This window comes from Paracidovorax sp., from assembly GCF_057642795.1.
In genome coordinates this window covers 137,874-151,451 of record NZ_JBXYZY010000027.1, presented here as the reverse complement: position 1 = coordinate 151,451, position 13,578 = coordinate 137,874, and the positions used below count along the sequence as shown (strand labels likewise).

Below are 13,578 nucleotides of genomic sequence, written 5' to 3'. Positions count from 1 at the left end.
CTCAAGCGCGGGCCGGCCAGCAGGGCGGGGGGGCTTGCCCCCGGCTGCTGGCCGCCTGCGCGGCCACTACCGCGGCATCACGCCGTGGTGGAGGGCTGATGCGGCGCTTGCTGTTGCTGCTCGAACGGCAGCGTCAGGTCGCGCAGGTCGCGGCGGGTTTCCACCAGCACCAGTGGGCCTTCGTCCAGCACCACCACGGGGGGGCGTTCGCGCGGCACATGCACCGGGCGGGGTTCGGCGGCGATGGCGGCCTGTGCGGCAGCGATCTTCTCGGCGTCGGAATTGACCCATTCCAGGCCGGAGCCTTGGGCCACCGAGATCAGCTCCTGCACGGGCAGCTCGAAGGTCTGCACGCGGGGCATCGAGCTCGCGGCCGGAGCAGCGGCTGCGGGAGCCGGTGCTGCGGCAACCGGTGCTGGCGCTGCCGCCACGGCCGGAGCCGGTGCAGGCGCCGGTGCGACCGGAGCTGTCGCGACTGGCGCAGCTGCCACAGGAGCGGCGGCAACCGGAGCGGCTGCGGGCTCGGACGGCTGAGCTTCGGCTACTGGAGCAGGCGCTGCCACTTCTGCTGTGGCCTGCGCTGCCGGTGCAGCTGCAGCGGCCGCTGCATTGAAGTAGCTGCGGCGCGGTGCGTCCTGCGCGGCGTCGGCGCCTGCCTGCGGCTGTGCGGCTGCGGCGGGTGCATCGAAGGCTTGCGCTGCGGCGGCTTCTACCGGTGCCTGCGGGCCTTCGCCGGCTGCGGCCTCGGCGTCGCGCGGGGCGCGGTCGCCTCGGTCGGCTCGGTCGGCTCGATCGCGGCGGTCACGGCCGTAGCGGTCGCGGGAGCGGCGCTGGCGGCCTTCCTCGCCGCCGTTGGCGGGGCCGGCGCTGGGGGCTGCCGTTGTGGAGTCGGGACTGTTCAGGTCCAGATCGGGCAGGGCAGCCAAGGGCGATGCGGCTTCTACGAAGTCGCCTGCAGCGGGGGCTGCAGCGTCGCCTTGGCGTGGTGCGCGCTCGCCGCGTCCACCGCGTTCGCCTCGGCTGCCGCGCTCGCCGCGTTCACGGCCTTCGCCGCCACGCTCGCCGCGTGGGCCGCGCTCGCCGTTGCGTTCGCCATTGCGCGGCGCGCGCTCGGTGCGGGCTTCGCCGGTCACGTCGTCCAGTGCTACGCCAGCGGCAGCGGCCACCGCTGCTGCGGGCATGCCGTCGGCTGACAGGGCAGCCGATGCGCTGCGCGGTTCACCGCGTTCGCCGCGTTCGCGGCCGCCTCGGCCTTCACGGCCCTCGCGGCGGGCGTCGCCTTCGGGGCGGTCGCCACGGCTCTCACGGCCTTCGCGGCCATTGCGGCTTTCGCGGCCCTCGCGGCCTTCCATGCCGTCGCGGGGCGGGCGGCTCTCGCGTCCCTCGCGGGCTTCACGACCTTCACGGCCCTCGGCGGAGCGGCCGTCACGGCCTTCGTTGCGGCGGCCGCGGCCTTCGCCGGTGCCGTTGCCGTTGCCGTTGCCGGCGGGGTCGCGCTGGCCTGGACGGCCATCGCGGCCTTCGTTGCGGCGGCCGCGGCCATCGCGGCGGGCTTCGCCACGTTGGCCGTTACCGGCTTCGGGCGAGGCAGCGGGTGCCGGGGCGGGGGCTGCGACCGGCGCAGGCGCCGGGCCGAAGCCGAACAGGCTCTTGAGCCAGGCGAGGAAGCCTTGCTCCTGCACCGGCGCCGGGCGCACGGGTGCGGCCGGTGCCTGGGCCGGGCGGGCTGCGGCGGCAGGCTGCGCAGGGGCTGCAGCGCCGTTGCGCGGTGCGCGGGTGGCGCCTTCGGGGCGGGGTTCGGCCACCGGAGCGGGCGCGTCGGGCAGCACGCCCTTGATCACCGGGGTCTGGCGGTTCGTGGGTTCCTGCGAGCGGCGCGTGACGGCGGTCGGGTCCTCGACTTCCTCGGCGAGCTTGTAGCTGGCTTCGATATGGTCCAGGCGCGGGTCGTCGTGCTTGAGGCGCTCGAGCTTGTAGTTCGGCGTTTCCAGCGTCTTGTTGGGCACCATCAGGACGGCCACGCGCTGCTTGAGTTCGATCTTGGCGATCTCGGTGCGCTTTTCGTTCAGCAGGAACGATGCCACTTCCACGGGCACCTGGCAGTGCACGGCGGCCGTGTTGTCCTTCATGGACTCTTCCTGGATGATCCGCAGGATCTGCAGGGCGGAGCTTTCCGTGTCGCGGATGTGGCCGGAGCCGCCGCAGCGCGGGCAGGGGATGGACGAGCCTTCCGACAGCGCGGGCTTGAGGCGCTGGCGGCTCATTTCCATCAGGCCGAACTTGCTGATGGTGCCGAACTGCACGCGGGCGCGGTCCTGGCGCAGCGCGTCGCGCAGGCGGTTTTCCACTTCGCGGCGGTTCTTCGACTCTTCCATGTCGATGAAGTCGATCACGATCAGGCCGCCCAGGTCGCGCAGGCGCATCTGGCGGGCGACTTCGTCGGCGGCTTCCAGGTTGGTGCGGGTGGCGGTTTCCTCGATGTCGCCGCCCTTGATGGCGCGGGCCGAGTTCACGTCCACGGAGACCAGCGCTTCGGTGTGATCGATCACGATGGCGCCGCCCGAGGGCAGGGTCACGGTGCGGGCGTAGGCCGACTCGATCTGGTGCTCGATCTGGAAGCGGCTGAAGAGCGCCGCGTCGTCGCGGTAGCGCTTGACCTTGGAGGCATGCTCGGGCATGACGTGCGCCATGAACTGGTGCGCCTGCTCGTAGATGTCGTCGGTGTCGATGAGGATGTCACCGATGTCGTTGTTGAAGTAGTCGCGGATGGCGCGGATGACCAGCGACGATTCCTGATAGATCAGGAAGGCGCCCTTGCCGCCCTTGGCCGCGCCGTCGATGGCGGTCCAGAGCTTGAGCAGGTAGTTCAGGTCCCACTGCAGTTCGGGCGCCGAGCGGCCGATGCCGGCGGTGCGCGCGATGATGCTCATGCCCTTGGGGTACTCGAGCTGATCCATCGCCTCCTTGAGCTCGGCACGGTCCTCGCCCTCGATGCGGCGCGAGACGCCGCCGCCGCGCGGGTTGTTGGGCATCAGCACCACGTAGCGGCCGGCCAGGCTCACGAAGGTGGTGAGGGCTGCGCCCTTGTTGCCGCGCTCTTCCTTCTCGACCTGCACCAGCAGTTCCTGGCCTTCGCGGATCACGTCGTTGATGCGCGCCTGGTTGGGCGAGACGCCTTCGGCGAAGTACTGGCGGGAGATTTCCTTGAACGGCAGGAAGCCGTGGCGGTCTTCGCCGTAATCGACGAAGCAGGCTTCCAGCGACGGCTCGACGCGCGTCACCACCGCCTTGTAGATGTTGCCCTTGCGTTGTTCGCGCCCCTCGATCTCGATCTCATAGTCCAGCAGCTTCTGGCCGTCCACGATGGCAAGACGCCGTTCTTCGGGCTGCGTGGCGTTGATGAGCATCCGCTTCATGATGCGATTCCTTTTCGTTGTCGTTGCGGCGCGCCCGGCAGCTGCTGGCTTGTCGTGCTCAAGCTGCTGGCCGCGCGTGCCGCGGATTTCCAAACCAATGACGGGCTCTAGAGGAGCCGTGATTGCCTGGACTGACGCATCGAAACGAAGGGAGGAATGGCCGGATGCCGCGCGGCTGCAAAGCGTCTAGCTTCGCAGGCGAGGTGGTGGCGCGTGGATGGGGGCGAGCCGGGCTGCGCAGAGAACCGCTACGAAAGGTATAGCGGCTGGCACTTGCCGGACGGGCGCTGCGGGCATGTCGCGCACCCATGCCAGAGGCGCATGCCTCTGCCAAAGGGTCGCAATCCAAGCCAGCAATGCCCACATAGTTGTCGCTTCGATCCGCCGACCTGTGGTGCCCGTGTGGGGCAACCGGCCGGCTTGGGGATTCCGTGTTCAGTGTTTCAATTCGTCAGCCTGCCGCGCGGCATGTGGGCTGCACAGGCATCCGGGCCTGCAATCCGCGCACACGACGCCCGTGGGCAATCGACCTCCTGCGCAGCATGCCGGGTTGGGTGGACTAAACTCCAGACAAATCAACCACTTACACAACGTAGCGCAGGTGAAACACATTATAGGGGGCAAATCGGTCCCAGACTCTGCCCCGGCCGCGACAGCACCGTCGGCCCGCATCGTGCAGGTCGATGCGGAGTCGGCCGGCCAGCGGCTCGACAACTTTTTGATACGCCATTTGAAGGGCGTTCCCAAGACCCACGTCTATCGCATCATCCGCAGCGGCGAAGTGCGCATCAACAAGGGCCGCGCCAGCGCCGACACCCGCGTGGAGGACGGCGACCAGGTGCGCCTGCCGCCGGTGCGCGTGTCCGACAAGGTGGCCGAGAAGGCCGAGCGCCCGGCGCCCGCGCGCGAGTTCCCGGTGCTGCTCGAAGACGACCATCTCATCGCCATCGACAAGCCCGCGGGCACGGCCGTACATGGCGGCAGCGGCGTGAGCTTCGGCGTGATCGAGCAACTGCGCCAGGCCCGGCCGCAGGCGAAATTCCTGGAACTCGTGCACCGGCTGGACCGCGAGACCTCGGGCATTTTGTTGGTGGCCAAGCGGCGCTCGTCGCTGGTGGCGCTGCAGGACCAGTTCCGCGAGCGCGAGACGGGCAAGACCTATCTGGCCCTGGTGGCTGGCACCTGGCCGGCCAACAAGAAGGTGATCGACACGCCCCTGCACAAATACCTGCAGGCCGATGGCGAGCGGCGCGTGCGTACCACCACGGCCGACGACCCGGACGGCATGCGCTCGATCACCCTGGTCAAAGTGCGCTCGGTGCTGCCGCCGCGCCCGCAGCAGGGGCTGCCCGCCATGAGCCTGCTCGAGGTCACCATCAAGACCGGCCGCACGCACCAGATCCGTGTCCACCTCTCCAGCCAGGGGCACGGCATCGTGGGCGACGACAAATACGGCGATTTCGACCTCAACCGGCGGCTGCAGAAGCTGGGCCTCAAGCGCATGTTCCTTCATGCATGGCGGCTACAGTTCACCCATCCGGCCAGTGCCGAGCGCGTGGAACTGCGCGCCGAACTGCCGCCCGAACTGGCCGACTACGTTTCCGGACCTGCTTGATGAACACTTCCCGCCCCCGCCGCTTCGACCTGATCGCCTTCGATTGGGACGGCACGCTCTACGACTCCACCGCCATCATCGTGCGCTGCATTCAGGAAGCGGTGCGCGACGTGGGCGGCACCGTGCCCAGCGACCAGGCCGCTGCCTGGGTGATCGGCATGAGTCTGTCCCAGGCGCTGGCGCATGCCGCGCCCGACGTGCCGCCTGCCAAGCATGCCGAACTGGGCAATCGCTACCGTTACCACTATCTGAAGCACCAGGACGACCTGAGCCTCTTCGAGGGCGTGATGCCCATGCTGCAGGCGCTGCGCGAGCGCGGCCATTTGCTGGCCGTGGCCACCGGCAAGAGCCGCCGGGGTCTGGATGAGCTGCTGCACACCGACGCGCTGCGCGGCGTCTTCGATGCTTCGCGCACCGCCGACGAGACCGCTGGCAAGCCCCATCCACTGATGCTGCAGGAGCTGATGGCCGAATTCGATGTGCCGCCCGAGCGCACGCTGATGATCGGCGACACCACGCACGACCTGCAGATGGCGCTGAACGCCGGCTGCGCCAGCGTGGGTGTGAGCTACGGCGCGCACGAGCCCGCGAGCTTCGAGCCGCTGAATCCGTTGTTCGTGGCCCACGACCTTCGCGAACTGCACGAATGCCTGCTGCAGCGGGCCTGAGCGGGCGCGGCCCATCGAGCAAGATAGAACAGAAGGAAGCAGCCGTGGACCCGTCCACTCCCGCCCCCGCTCCGCTGCCGCCCGGTGCAGGCCCCGACGCCGAGCCCGCGCCGCGCGAGATCGAGCTCTGCCCGTCGGCCGATCTGGTCGAGGGCGGCCTCGCCGTGGCGTTCGACGTGATCCGCTACGGCCAGGTCAGCCGCGCCTTCGCGGTGCGCTACCAGGGCCGCGTGCATGCCTACCTGAACCGCTGCACCCATGTGCCGATCGAGCTGGACTACCAGCCCGGCCGCATCTTCGACGACACCGGCAACTGGCTGCTCTGCGCCACCCACGGCGCCGCTTACCGGCCCGACACGGGTCATTGCGCAGGCGGCCCCTGCCGTGGCGGGCTGGTGAAAATCGCCCTCTCTGAAAGCGGCGGCATGGTCCGCTGGCATACTGCGCCCCACCTCCAACCCGTAGAGTTCTGATTCATGACCGATCCCACCCGCACCGATCCAACGGGTCCCGCGGAGAATCCGTCCCCCACGCCCGATCTGTGGGCGCAGGGTGCTCCTGAAAAAGTAGCGGAAACCGCTGCTGCCGTCGCCGACCGCCCCGGCTGGGAACGTGGCGTGCTCGAAAAGCTCGTCTTCGCCACGCTGTCGGAGCAGCGCTCGGCGCGCCGCTGGCGCACCTTCTCTCGGCTGGCCTGGCTGGTCTTCGCCATCGCCATTGCCTGGGTGGTGCTGCAGCGCGATACGGCCACCGTCAGCAAGTCCACGCCCCACACGGCCGTGGTGGACATCAAGGGCGAGATCGCTGCCGGTGCTGATGCCAGCGCCGAATTCGTCGTGGCCGCCATGCGTAGTGCCTTCGAGGATTCCGGCTCGCAGGCCGTGGTGCTGCTCATCAATTCGCCGGGCGGCAGCCCGGTTCAGGCGGGCATCATCAATGATGAGATCGTGCGCCTCAAGGCCAAATACAACAAGCCGGTCTATGCCGTGGTGGAAGAAAGCTGCGCCTCGGCCGCTTACTACATTGCCTCGGCGGCCGATGAGATCTACGTGGACAAGGCCAGCATCGTCGGCAGCATCGGCGTGCTGATGGACGGCTTCGGCTTCACCGGCGCCATGGACAAGCTGGGCGTGGAGCGACGGCTCATCACCTCCGGCGCGAACAAGGGCTTCCTCGATCCCTTCAGCCCCATGTCGGAAAAGCAGCGCGCTTTCGCTCAGCAGATGCTCGATCAGATCCACGAGCAGTTCATCGCCGTGGTCAAGAAGGGCCGCGGCACGCGCCTGAAGGTGAGCGACGAAACCTTCAGCGGCCTGTTCTGGACCGGCCAGCAGGCCGTGGAAATGGGCTTGGCCGACCATCTGGGCAACCTGGACTACGTGGCCCGCGAAGTGGTCAAGGCCGAAGACGTGATCGACTACACCCGCCGCGACAATGTCGCCGAGCGGCTGGCCAAGAAGTTCGGCGCGGCCATGGGCGAGACGGCGGTGCGCGCACTGCAGGCCGTGCCGGCCATCCGCTGAGGGCCGGAGCAGGGTGCATGCCCTGCACGCAAATCGCATCAAAAAAAGCGTGGAGCCTTTCGAGGCTGCCACGCTTTTTTGTTGTCCGGGACGCTATCGCCCGATGAGGAACACGGCCGGCGTGCGGTTGTCCGGCGGCTCCGGCTGCTGGCGCCACTGCCGCACCAGCTGACTGGCGGTGCGCGCCGTCGCCAGCGTGAGGCCGCTGGCAATCGCCAGCCGTGTGTTGGGCTGCAGCGTCTGCAGCAGCGCCTGCCAGAGGGCGGCGTTGCGGTAGGGTGTTTCGATGAAGAGCTGGGTCTGGCCCTGCTTGAGCGCCAGGGATTCGAGTTCGCGGATGCGTTGGGCGCGCTCACCGCCGTCCTGCGGCAGATAACCGGTGAAGGCGAAACCCTGGCCGTTGAGGCCGCTCGCCGCCAGCGCCAGGAGCAGCGACACGGGTCCCACCAGCGGTACCACGCGCACCCCCAGATCGTGTGCGGCGCGCACCACCGAGCTGCCCGGGTCGGCCACGGCCGGCATGCCGGCTTCGCTCACCAAGCCGATGTCATGGCCTTGCAGTGCCGGCGCCAGCAGCGGGCGGGCGTCGAAGGGTGCATGGCCGGCCGCGCCGTGGTCGCCCTTCTTGTGGACTTCGCGTGGCAACTCGGTGATCTGTTGCGCCTGCAGCGGCGCTGCCAGGGGGTGGAGGGCATCCACCCGCTTCAGATAGGCGCGGGTGCTCTTGGCGTTCTCGCAGATCCAGTGTGTGAGGCCGGATGCAGTGCGCAGCGTGGCGTCGGGCAGGGCGGAGCCCAGTTCGGCCTGTGTGTCGCAGCCGAAGTCCAGCGGTGCCGGCACCAGATAGAGCGTGCCCTTGGCGGTGGTCGCCGCGTTCATGGCAGCACCAGGCCGGCGGCCCGCAGCATGCGGCAGGTGCGGATCAGCGGCAGCCCGATCAGCGCAGTGGGGTCGTCGCTTTCGATCGCGTCGAGCAAGGCGATGCCCAAGCCCTCGCTCTTGGCGCTGCCCGCGCAGTCGTAGGGTTCTTCGGCCCGCAGATAGCGCTCGATCTCGGCATCGTCCAGGTCGCGGAAGCGCACACGCACCTCGGCCAGCTCCACCTGTTCGAAGCCGCTGGCCTGGCAGATCACTGCCACGGCGGTCTGGAAGATCACCGTTTGGCCGCGCATGCGGCGCAGCTGGGCGATGGCGCGTTCGTGGTCGCCGGGCTTGCCCAGGGGCTCGCCCGCCAGGTCCGCCACCTGGTCGGAGCCGATGACCACCGCCTGTGGGTGCAGCGCGGCCACCGCGCGGGCTTTGGCCAACGCCAGGCGCAGGGCCAGATCGCGCGGCGCTTCGCCGGTGAGTGGGGTTTCGTCCACGTCCGGGGCGGCAACGTCGAAGGGCAGGCGCAGCCGGCCCAGCAATTCGCGCCGGTAGCGCGAGGTGGAGCCCAGGATGAGCGTGCGGGAAGAGGGGGTGAGGTCAGGCATGCGGGCGATTCTCTTACACTGCATCCATGACCAAGGAATACTCCCCGAACCGTCTGGATGTGAAGGCTTTCGCCCTCGCGGGCGGGCATCTTTCTCACCGCGATTCGCTATTGAAATACGAGCGCCTGGCCGAGGAGGCACAGGGGCTACATCCTGATCTGATGGTGGAGTGGGACGCTCACGGCGAAGTGCGCAGCACCCATGGAATCGGCGGCCAGGTGTGGCTGCGCCTGAAGGTGCGGGCCACGGTGCCCATGGTGTGCCAGCGCTGCTTGACGCCCGTCGATGTGCCGCTGGAGGTGGACCGCGAGTTCCGCTTCGTCGCCGATGAGGCTACGGCCGAAGCGCTGGACGATGAGAGCGAGGAAGACCTGCTCGCGCTCAGCCGCGAGTTCGATCTGCACGAACTCATCGAGGACGAGCTGCTGATGGCTCTGCCCGTGGTGCCGCGCCACGATGTCTGTCCCACACGTGTGCCGCTGGCATCCAGCGACGAAGACTTCGAAGAAGCCAACGCGCAGAAACCCAATCCTTTCGCTGCGCTGGCGTCGCTCAAGAACGACAAAACGGGCGGCTGAGCCCGCCTCTGGCCGCGAAAAAGCAAGTCGGCTATAATCGAGGGCTTCGCGCGAATCCCCTCGTGTCTATTCAAGAAGATGGGCTGGGTGGCTGGGTCGCGTTTTACCAACCCTCTCCAAGACTCAGGAGCCGACCATGGCTGTTCAGCAAAACAAGAAATCTCCCTCCAAGCGCGGCATGCACCGTTCGCACAACGCCCTGACGACGCCGGGCACTGCCGTGGAAACCACCACCGGCGAAATCCATCTGCGTCACCACATCAGCCCCAACGGCTTCTACCGTGGCCGCCAAGTGCTGAAGAATAAGTCCGAAGCCTGACCGGACTAGGCGCCTTGCAGGCGGCCTGAGGCCCGTTGCTACATTCAGCGTAGCGCGGGCCTTTCTCTTTTCTGCCTTCCATTCATTTCATCAACGGATCGCTACGCCGATCCAGACAAGTCGCCCATGATCACACTGGCTGTTGACTGCATGGGGGGTGACCACGGCCCCAGCGTCACGCTGGCGGCGTGCCGCCGATTCCTCGAACAACACTCCGATGCCCGCCTGCTGTTGGTCGGCACTGCCGACGGCCTCAAGGGGCTGGAGCACGAGCGCGCCACGCCTGTCCTGGCGACCGAAGTGGTAGCCATGGACGACCCCGTCGAAGTGGCGTTGCGCCGCAAGAAGGATTCGTCCATGCGCGTGGCCATCCAGCAGGTCAAGGATGGCGCGGCGCAGGCAGCGGTTTCCGCCGGCAACACCGGCGCCCTGATGGCCATCGCCCGCTACCTCCTCAAGACGCTGGACGGCATCGACCGGCCGGCCATCGCCACGCAGATGCCCAACGCCAAAGGGGGCGCCACCACGGTGCTCGACCTGGGTGCCAACGTTGATTGCACGGCCGAGCACCTGCTGCAGTTCGCCGTCATGGGGTCGGCCCTGGTGTCGGCGCTGCAGGAGGGGGGTGAACCCTCCGTCGGCCTTCTCAATATCGGCGAAGAGATCATCAAGGGCAGCGAAGTCATCAAGAAGGCGGGCGAATTGCTGCGAACCGCCGGCAAGAGCGGCGATCTGAATTTCTATGGCAACGTAGAAGGCAACGACATCTTCAAGGGTGTTGTCGATATCGTGGTGTGTGACGGTTTCGTGGGCAATGTGGCGCTCAAGGCCAGCGAGGGCGTGGCGTCGATGATCGTCGGCGGCCTCAAGCAAGAGTTCAAACGCAATATCTTCACGAAAATCGCGGCCATCGTGGCTTATCCGGTGCTATCTGCTCTGATGCGGCGCATGGATCACAGGCGTTACAACGGCGCGGCGCTGCTGGGCCTGCGCGGGCTGGTGTTCAAGAGCCACGGTTCGGCCGATGCGTTAGCTTTCGAGCAGGCTCTGGGCCGGGCGTATGATGCGGCCCGCAACAACTTGCTTGACCGCGTCCGGACGCGGGTGGCGCACGCAGCGCCGCTTCTGGCCCCTGCCGAGACGCCGCCAGTGCCCGGAATGGCCGCGGCCACACATTGATGAGACGCTATTCCCGCATCACAGGCACCGGCAGCTATCTGCCTCCGCGCCGCCTGTCCAATCAAGATCTGGTGGCCGAACTGGCCCAGCGTGGTATCGAAACCTCGGACGAATGGATCGTGGAGCGCACCGGCATCCGTGCGCGACATTTCGCCGAGCCCGATGTCTGCAGCAGCGACCTCGGTCTGGAGGCTTCTCGCCGTGCCATCGAGGCCGCCGGCTTGCAGCCGCAGGACATCGACCTGATCATCGTCGCCACGTCCACGCCGGACATGGTGTTCCCCTCCACCGCCTGCATTCTGCAGAACAAGCTGGGCGCCAACGGCTGCCCTGCCTTCGACGTGCAGGCTGTGTGCAGCGGCTTCGTCTATGCGCTGACCGTGGCCGACGCCATGATCCAGTCCGGTGCCGCCAGCCGCGCGCTGGTGGTGGGGGCCGAGGTGTTCAGCCGCATCCTGGACTTCAATGACCGCACGACCTGCGTGCTGTTCGGCGACGGCGCCGGCGCCGTGGTGCTGGAGGCCTCTGAGCAGCCCGGCATCCTCGCCAGCGACCTGCATGCCGATGGCAGTCATGTCGGCATCCTCTGCGTGCCGGGCAATGTCTCCGGCGGCCAGGTGCTGGGTGATCCGCTGCTCAAGATGGATGGCCAGGCCGTCTTCAAGCTCGCCGTCGGCGTGCTGGAGAAGGCTGCCCGCGCCGCGCTCGACAAGGCCGGCCTGACCGAAGCCGACATCGACTGGTTGATCCCGCACCAGGCCAACATCCGCATCATGCAGAGCACGGCCCGCAAGCTGAAGCTGTCGATGGACAAGGTGGTGGTCACGGTGGACCAGCATGGCAACACCTCGGCCGCGTCCATTCCGCTGGCGCTCGACCACGGCGTGCGCTCGGGGCAGGTCCAGCCGGGCCAGCACGTGTTGCTCGAAGGGGTGGGCGGTGGCTTCACCTGGGGCGCGGTGCTCCTCAAAATGTAGCGGCACGCGCTTGCCAGGCAAGCGCTGCAGCCACTTTCTTTTTCGAAAAACCCAAGTGAACATGTCGAAAACCTTTGCTTTCGTTTTTCCGGGCCAGGGCTCGCAGTCCGTCGGCATGCTGGACGGCTGGGGCGATCACCCGGTCGTGGTGCAGACGCTGCAGGAAGCCTCCGACGCGCTGGGCGAAGACGTCGCCCGCCTGATCCATGAAGGCCCCAAGGAGGCGCTGGCCCTGACCACCAACACCCAGCCGGTGATGCTGGTGGCGGCCGTTGCCGCATGGCGCGTCTGGCGCGCCGAGGGCGGCGCTGCGCCTGCCGTGCTGGCCGGCCATTCGCTGGGCGAATATTCCGCGCTGGTGGCCGCCGAGGTGCTGAGCCTCGCCCAGGCCGCGCCGCTGGTGCGCCTGCGCGCTGCCGCCATGCAGGAGGCCGTGCCCGTCGGCACGGGTGCCATGGCCGCGATCCTGGGCATGGATGCCGCCAAGGTCATCGCCGGCTGCGCCGAAGCCGCCGCCGCGTTCGGCGCGGGTTCGCCCGAAGTCGTCGAGGCGGTCAATTTCAACGACCCCATTCAGACCGTGATCGCCGGCACCAAAGCGGCGGTGGACAAGGCCTGCGAAGTGCTGAAGGCGGCCGGCGCCAAGCGCGCGCTGCTGCTGCCCGTGTCCGCGCCGTTCCACTCCAGCCTGATGAAGCCCGCGGCCGAGAAGCTGCGCGCGGCCCTGGCCGGCCTGGAGCTCGCCGTGCCGCGCATTCCCGTGGTCAACAACGTGGACGTGGCCGTGCAGCAGGATGCTGATGCCATCCGCGACGCCCTCTACCGCCAGGCCTTCGGCCCCGTGCGCTGGGTGGAATGCGTGCAGGCCCTGAAGGCCCGTGGCGCCACCCACCTGGTCGAATGCGGCCCGGGCAAAGTGCTGGCGGGTCTCGCCAAGCGCATCGATCCCGAGCTGGTCGCTGCCTCCATCTATGATCCGGCCACGCTGGCCGAAACCCGAGAGCTTCTGGCATGAGCATCCAAGACAATACCGCTTCCTCCCCACAAATCGCTCTGGTGACCGGTGCCACGCGCGGCATCGGTGCGGCCATCGCTGCTGAGCTGTCTGCACGCGGCATGCGCGTGATCGGCACGGCCACGACCGCAGACGGTGCATCCCGCATCCAGCAGGCCCTGTCGGCCCACGGCGGCAAGGGCGTGGCCCTGAATGTGACCGACGGCGCTGCCGTCGATGCGCTGGTCGATGCCATCGTCAAGGAATACGGGGGACTGCACGTGCTGGTCAACAACGCCGGCATCACACGCGACACCCTGGCCATGCGCATGAAGGATGACGACTGGGATTCGGTGATCGACACCAACCTCAAGGCCGTGTTCCGCTGCAGCCGCGCGGCCATTCGCCCCATGATGAAGCAGCGCTACGGCCGCATCATCAGCATCACCAGCGTGGTGGGTGCCTCAGGCAATCCCGGCCAGGCCAACTACGCCGCCTCCAAGGCCGGCGTGGCGGGCATGACGCGCGCCCTGGCACGCGAACTGGGTAGTCGCAACATCACCGTGAACTGCGTGGCGCCCGGTTTCATCGAGACCGACATGACCGCCAAATTGCCGGAAGAACAGCAAAAAGCGCTGCAATCGCAGATCGCGCTGGGCCATCTGGGCCGTCCTTCCGACATCGCTAACGCGGTCGCCTATCTGGCCTCGGCGGGTGCCGGCTATGTGACGGGGCAGGAATTGCACGTCAATGGCGGCATGTACATGTAATTGAAGAAAGTTGACGCCGGTTCTCCGTGCGGCGGGTCGTTCAGGGGCTTTCCCCTTAAGCGGC

General features: G+C 67.8%; 13 protein-coding genes. 10 read left to right on the top strand and 3 right to left on the bottom strand.

The features are described 5' to 3' along the window. Positions 1 to 77: 77 nt before the first annotated feature. On the bottom strand, positions 78 to 3,416 hold the full coding sequence (locus AC3A84_RS10050; protein ID WP_487969506.1) for an Rne/Rng family ribonuclease: 3,339 nt from the start codon (positions 3,414 to 3,416) through the stop codon (positions 78 to 80). 601 nt (positions 3,417 to 4,017) lie between these two features. Here AC3A84_RS10050 and AC3A84_RS10045 point away from each other — a divergent pair. From AC3A84_RS10045 to AC3A84_RS10030, 4 genes are all read left to right on the top strand, one after another. Beyond that, positions 4,018 to 5,031: an RluA family pseudouridine synthase gene (locus AC3A84_RS10045; RefSeq protein WP_487969505.1), complete on the top strand. Its 1,014-nt coding sequence runs from the start codon at positions 4,018 to 4,020 to the stop codon at positions 5,029 to 5,031. Then, entirely contained in the window at positions 5,031 to 5,699 is a 669-nt protein-coding gene (locus tag AC3A84_RS10040) for an HAD family hydrolase (RefSeq protein ID WP_487969504.1), read from the top strand. Before AC3A84_RS10045 ends, AC3A84_RS10040 begins: the two co-directional genes overlap by 1 nt. 74 nt (positions 5,700 to 5,773) lie before the next feature. After that, positions 5,774 to 6,172 (top strand): Rieske (2Fe-2S) protein, encoded by a 399-nt coding sequence (locus tag AC3A84_RS10035; protein WP_487969698.1) that lies wholly within the window; start codon positions 5,774 to 5,776, stop codon positions 6,170 to 6,172. 3 nt (positions 6,173 to 6,175) lie between these two features. Continuing rightward, on the top strand, positions 6,176 to 7,222 hold the full coding sequence (locus AC3A84_RS10030) for a S49 family peptidase (protein WP_487969503.1): 1,047 nt from the start codon (positions 6,176 to 6,178) through the stop codon (positions 7,220 to 7,222). 93 nt (positions 7,223 to 7,315) lie between these two features. On the opposite strand, the gene AC3A84_RS10025 is transcribed toward AC3A84_RS10030, so the two are convergent. Both AC3A84_RS10025 and AC3A84_RS10020 read right to left on the bottom strand, forming a co-directional pair. Continuing rightward, on the bottom strand, positions 7,316 to 8,101 hold the full coding sequence (locus tag AC3A84_RS10025) for an SAM-dependent methyltransferase (protein ID WP_487969502.1): 786 nt from the start codon (positions 8,099 to 8,101) through the stop codon (positions 7,316 to 7,318). Beyond that, positions 8,098 to 8,697 carry a Maf family nucleotide pyrophosphatase gene (locus tag AC3A84_RS10020; protein ID WP_487969501.1) on the bottom strand — a complete coding sequence of 200 codons (600 nt, stop codon included), beginning with the start codon at positions 8,695 to 8,697 and terminating at the stop codon, positions 8,098 to 8,100. Before AC3A84_RS10020 ends, AC3A84_RS10025 begins: the two co-directional genes overlap by 4 nt. A 26-nt stretch (positions 8,698 to 8,723) precedes the next feature. On the opposite strand from AC3A84_RS10020, the gene AC3A84_RS10015 reads away from it, so the two are divergent. From AC3A84_RS10015 to fabG, 6 genes are all read left to right on the top strand, one after another. Beyond that, positions 8,724 to 9,275, top strand: coding sequence for a YceD family protein (locus tag AC3A84_RS10015; RefSeq protein ID WP_487969500.1), 552 nt, complete (start codon positions 8,724 to 8,726; stop codon positions 9,273 to 9,275). A 136-nt stretch (positions 9,276 to 9,411) separates the two neighbouring features. Then, a complete protein-coding gene (gene rpmF / locus AC3A84_RS10010) occupies positions 9,412 to 9,594 on the top strand; it encodes a 50S ribosomal protein L32 (protein ID WP_092939210.1) in 183 nt (60 codons plus the stop codon). Between the two features lie 126 nt (positions 9,595 to 9,720). After that, a complete protein-coding gene (gene plsX, locus AC3A84_RS10005; protein ID WP_487969499.1) occupies positions 9,721 to 10,773 on the top strand; it encodes a phosphate acyltransferase PlsX in 1,053 nt (350 codons plus the stop codon). After that, positions 10,773 to 11,750 (top strand): beta-ketoacyl-ACP synthase III, encoded by a 978-nt coding sequence (locus AC3A84_RS10000; protein WP_487969498.1) that lies wholly within the window; start codon positions 10,773 to 10,775, stop codon positions 11,748 to 11,750. Before plsX ends, AC3A84_RS10000 begins: the two co-directional genes overlap by 1 nt. Positions 11,751 to 11,811: 61 nt before the next feature. After that, positions 11,812 to 12,765: an ACP S-malonyltransferase gene (gene fabD, locus AC3A84_RS09995; protein WP_487969497.1), complete on the top strand. Its 954-nt coding sequence runs from the start codon at positions 11,812 to 11,814 to the stop codon at positions 12,763 to 12,765. Next, positions 12,762 to 13,514, top strand: coding sequence for a 3-oxoacyl-ACP reductase FabG (gene fabG / locus AC3A84_RS09990; protein WP_487969496.1), 753 nt, complete (start codon positions 12,762 to 12,764; stop codon positions 13,512 to 13,514). The genes fabD and fabG overlap by 4 nt, the downstream gene beginning before the upstream one ends. The last annotated feature ends 64 nt before the right edge of the window (positions 13,515 to 13,578 follow it).

Excerpts from the sequence above, each read along its gene's own strand:
- AC3A84_RS10050 (WP_487969506.1), bottom strand. The coding sequence starts at position 3,416 with ATGAAGCGGATGCTCATCAACGCCACGCAGCCCGAAGAACGGCGTCTT.
- AC3A84_RS10040 (WP_487969504.1), top strand. The coding sequence starts at position 5,031 with ATGAACACTTCCCGCCCCCGCCGCTTCGACCTGATCGCCTTCGATTGG.
- AC3A84_RS10030 (WP_487969503.1), top strand. The coding sequence starts at position 6,176 with ATGACCGATCCCACCCGCACCGATCCAACGGGTCCCGCGGAGAATCCG.
- AC3A84_RS10025 (WP_487969502.1), bottom strand. The coding sequence starts at position 8,101 with ATGAACGCGGCGACCACCGCCAAGGGCACGCTCTATCTGGTGCCGGCA.
- AC3A84_RS10020 (WP_487969501.1), bottom strand. The coding sequence starts at position 8,697 with ATGCCTGACCTCACCCCCTCTTCCCGCACGCTCATCCTGGGCTCCACC.
- AC3A84_RS10015 (WP_487969500.1), top strand. The coding sequence starts at position 8,724 with ATGACCAAGGAATACTCCCCGAACCGTCTGGATGTGAAGGCTTTCGCC.
- rpmF (WP_092939210.1), top strand. The coding sequence starts at position 9,412 with ATGGCTGTTCAGCAAAACAAGAAATCTCCCTCCAAGCGCGGCATGCAC.
- plsX (WP_487969499.1), top strand. The coding sequence starts at position 9,721 with ATGATCACACTGGCTGTTGACTGCATGGGGGGTGACCACGGCCCCAGC.
- AC3A84_RS10000 (WP_487969498.1), top strand. The coding sequence starts at position 10,773 with ATGAGACGCTATTCCCGCATCACAGGCACCGGCAGCTATCTGCCTCCG.
- fabD (WP_487969497.1), top strand. The coding sequence starts at position 11,812 with ATGTCGAAAACCTTTGCTTTCGTTTTTCCGGGCCAGGGCTCGCAGTCC.
- fabG (WP_487969496.1), top strand. The coding sequence starts at position 12,762 with ATGAGCATCCAAGACAATACCGCTTCCTCCCCACAAATCGCTCTGGTG.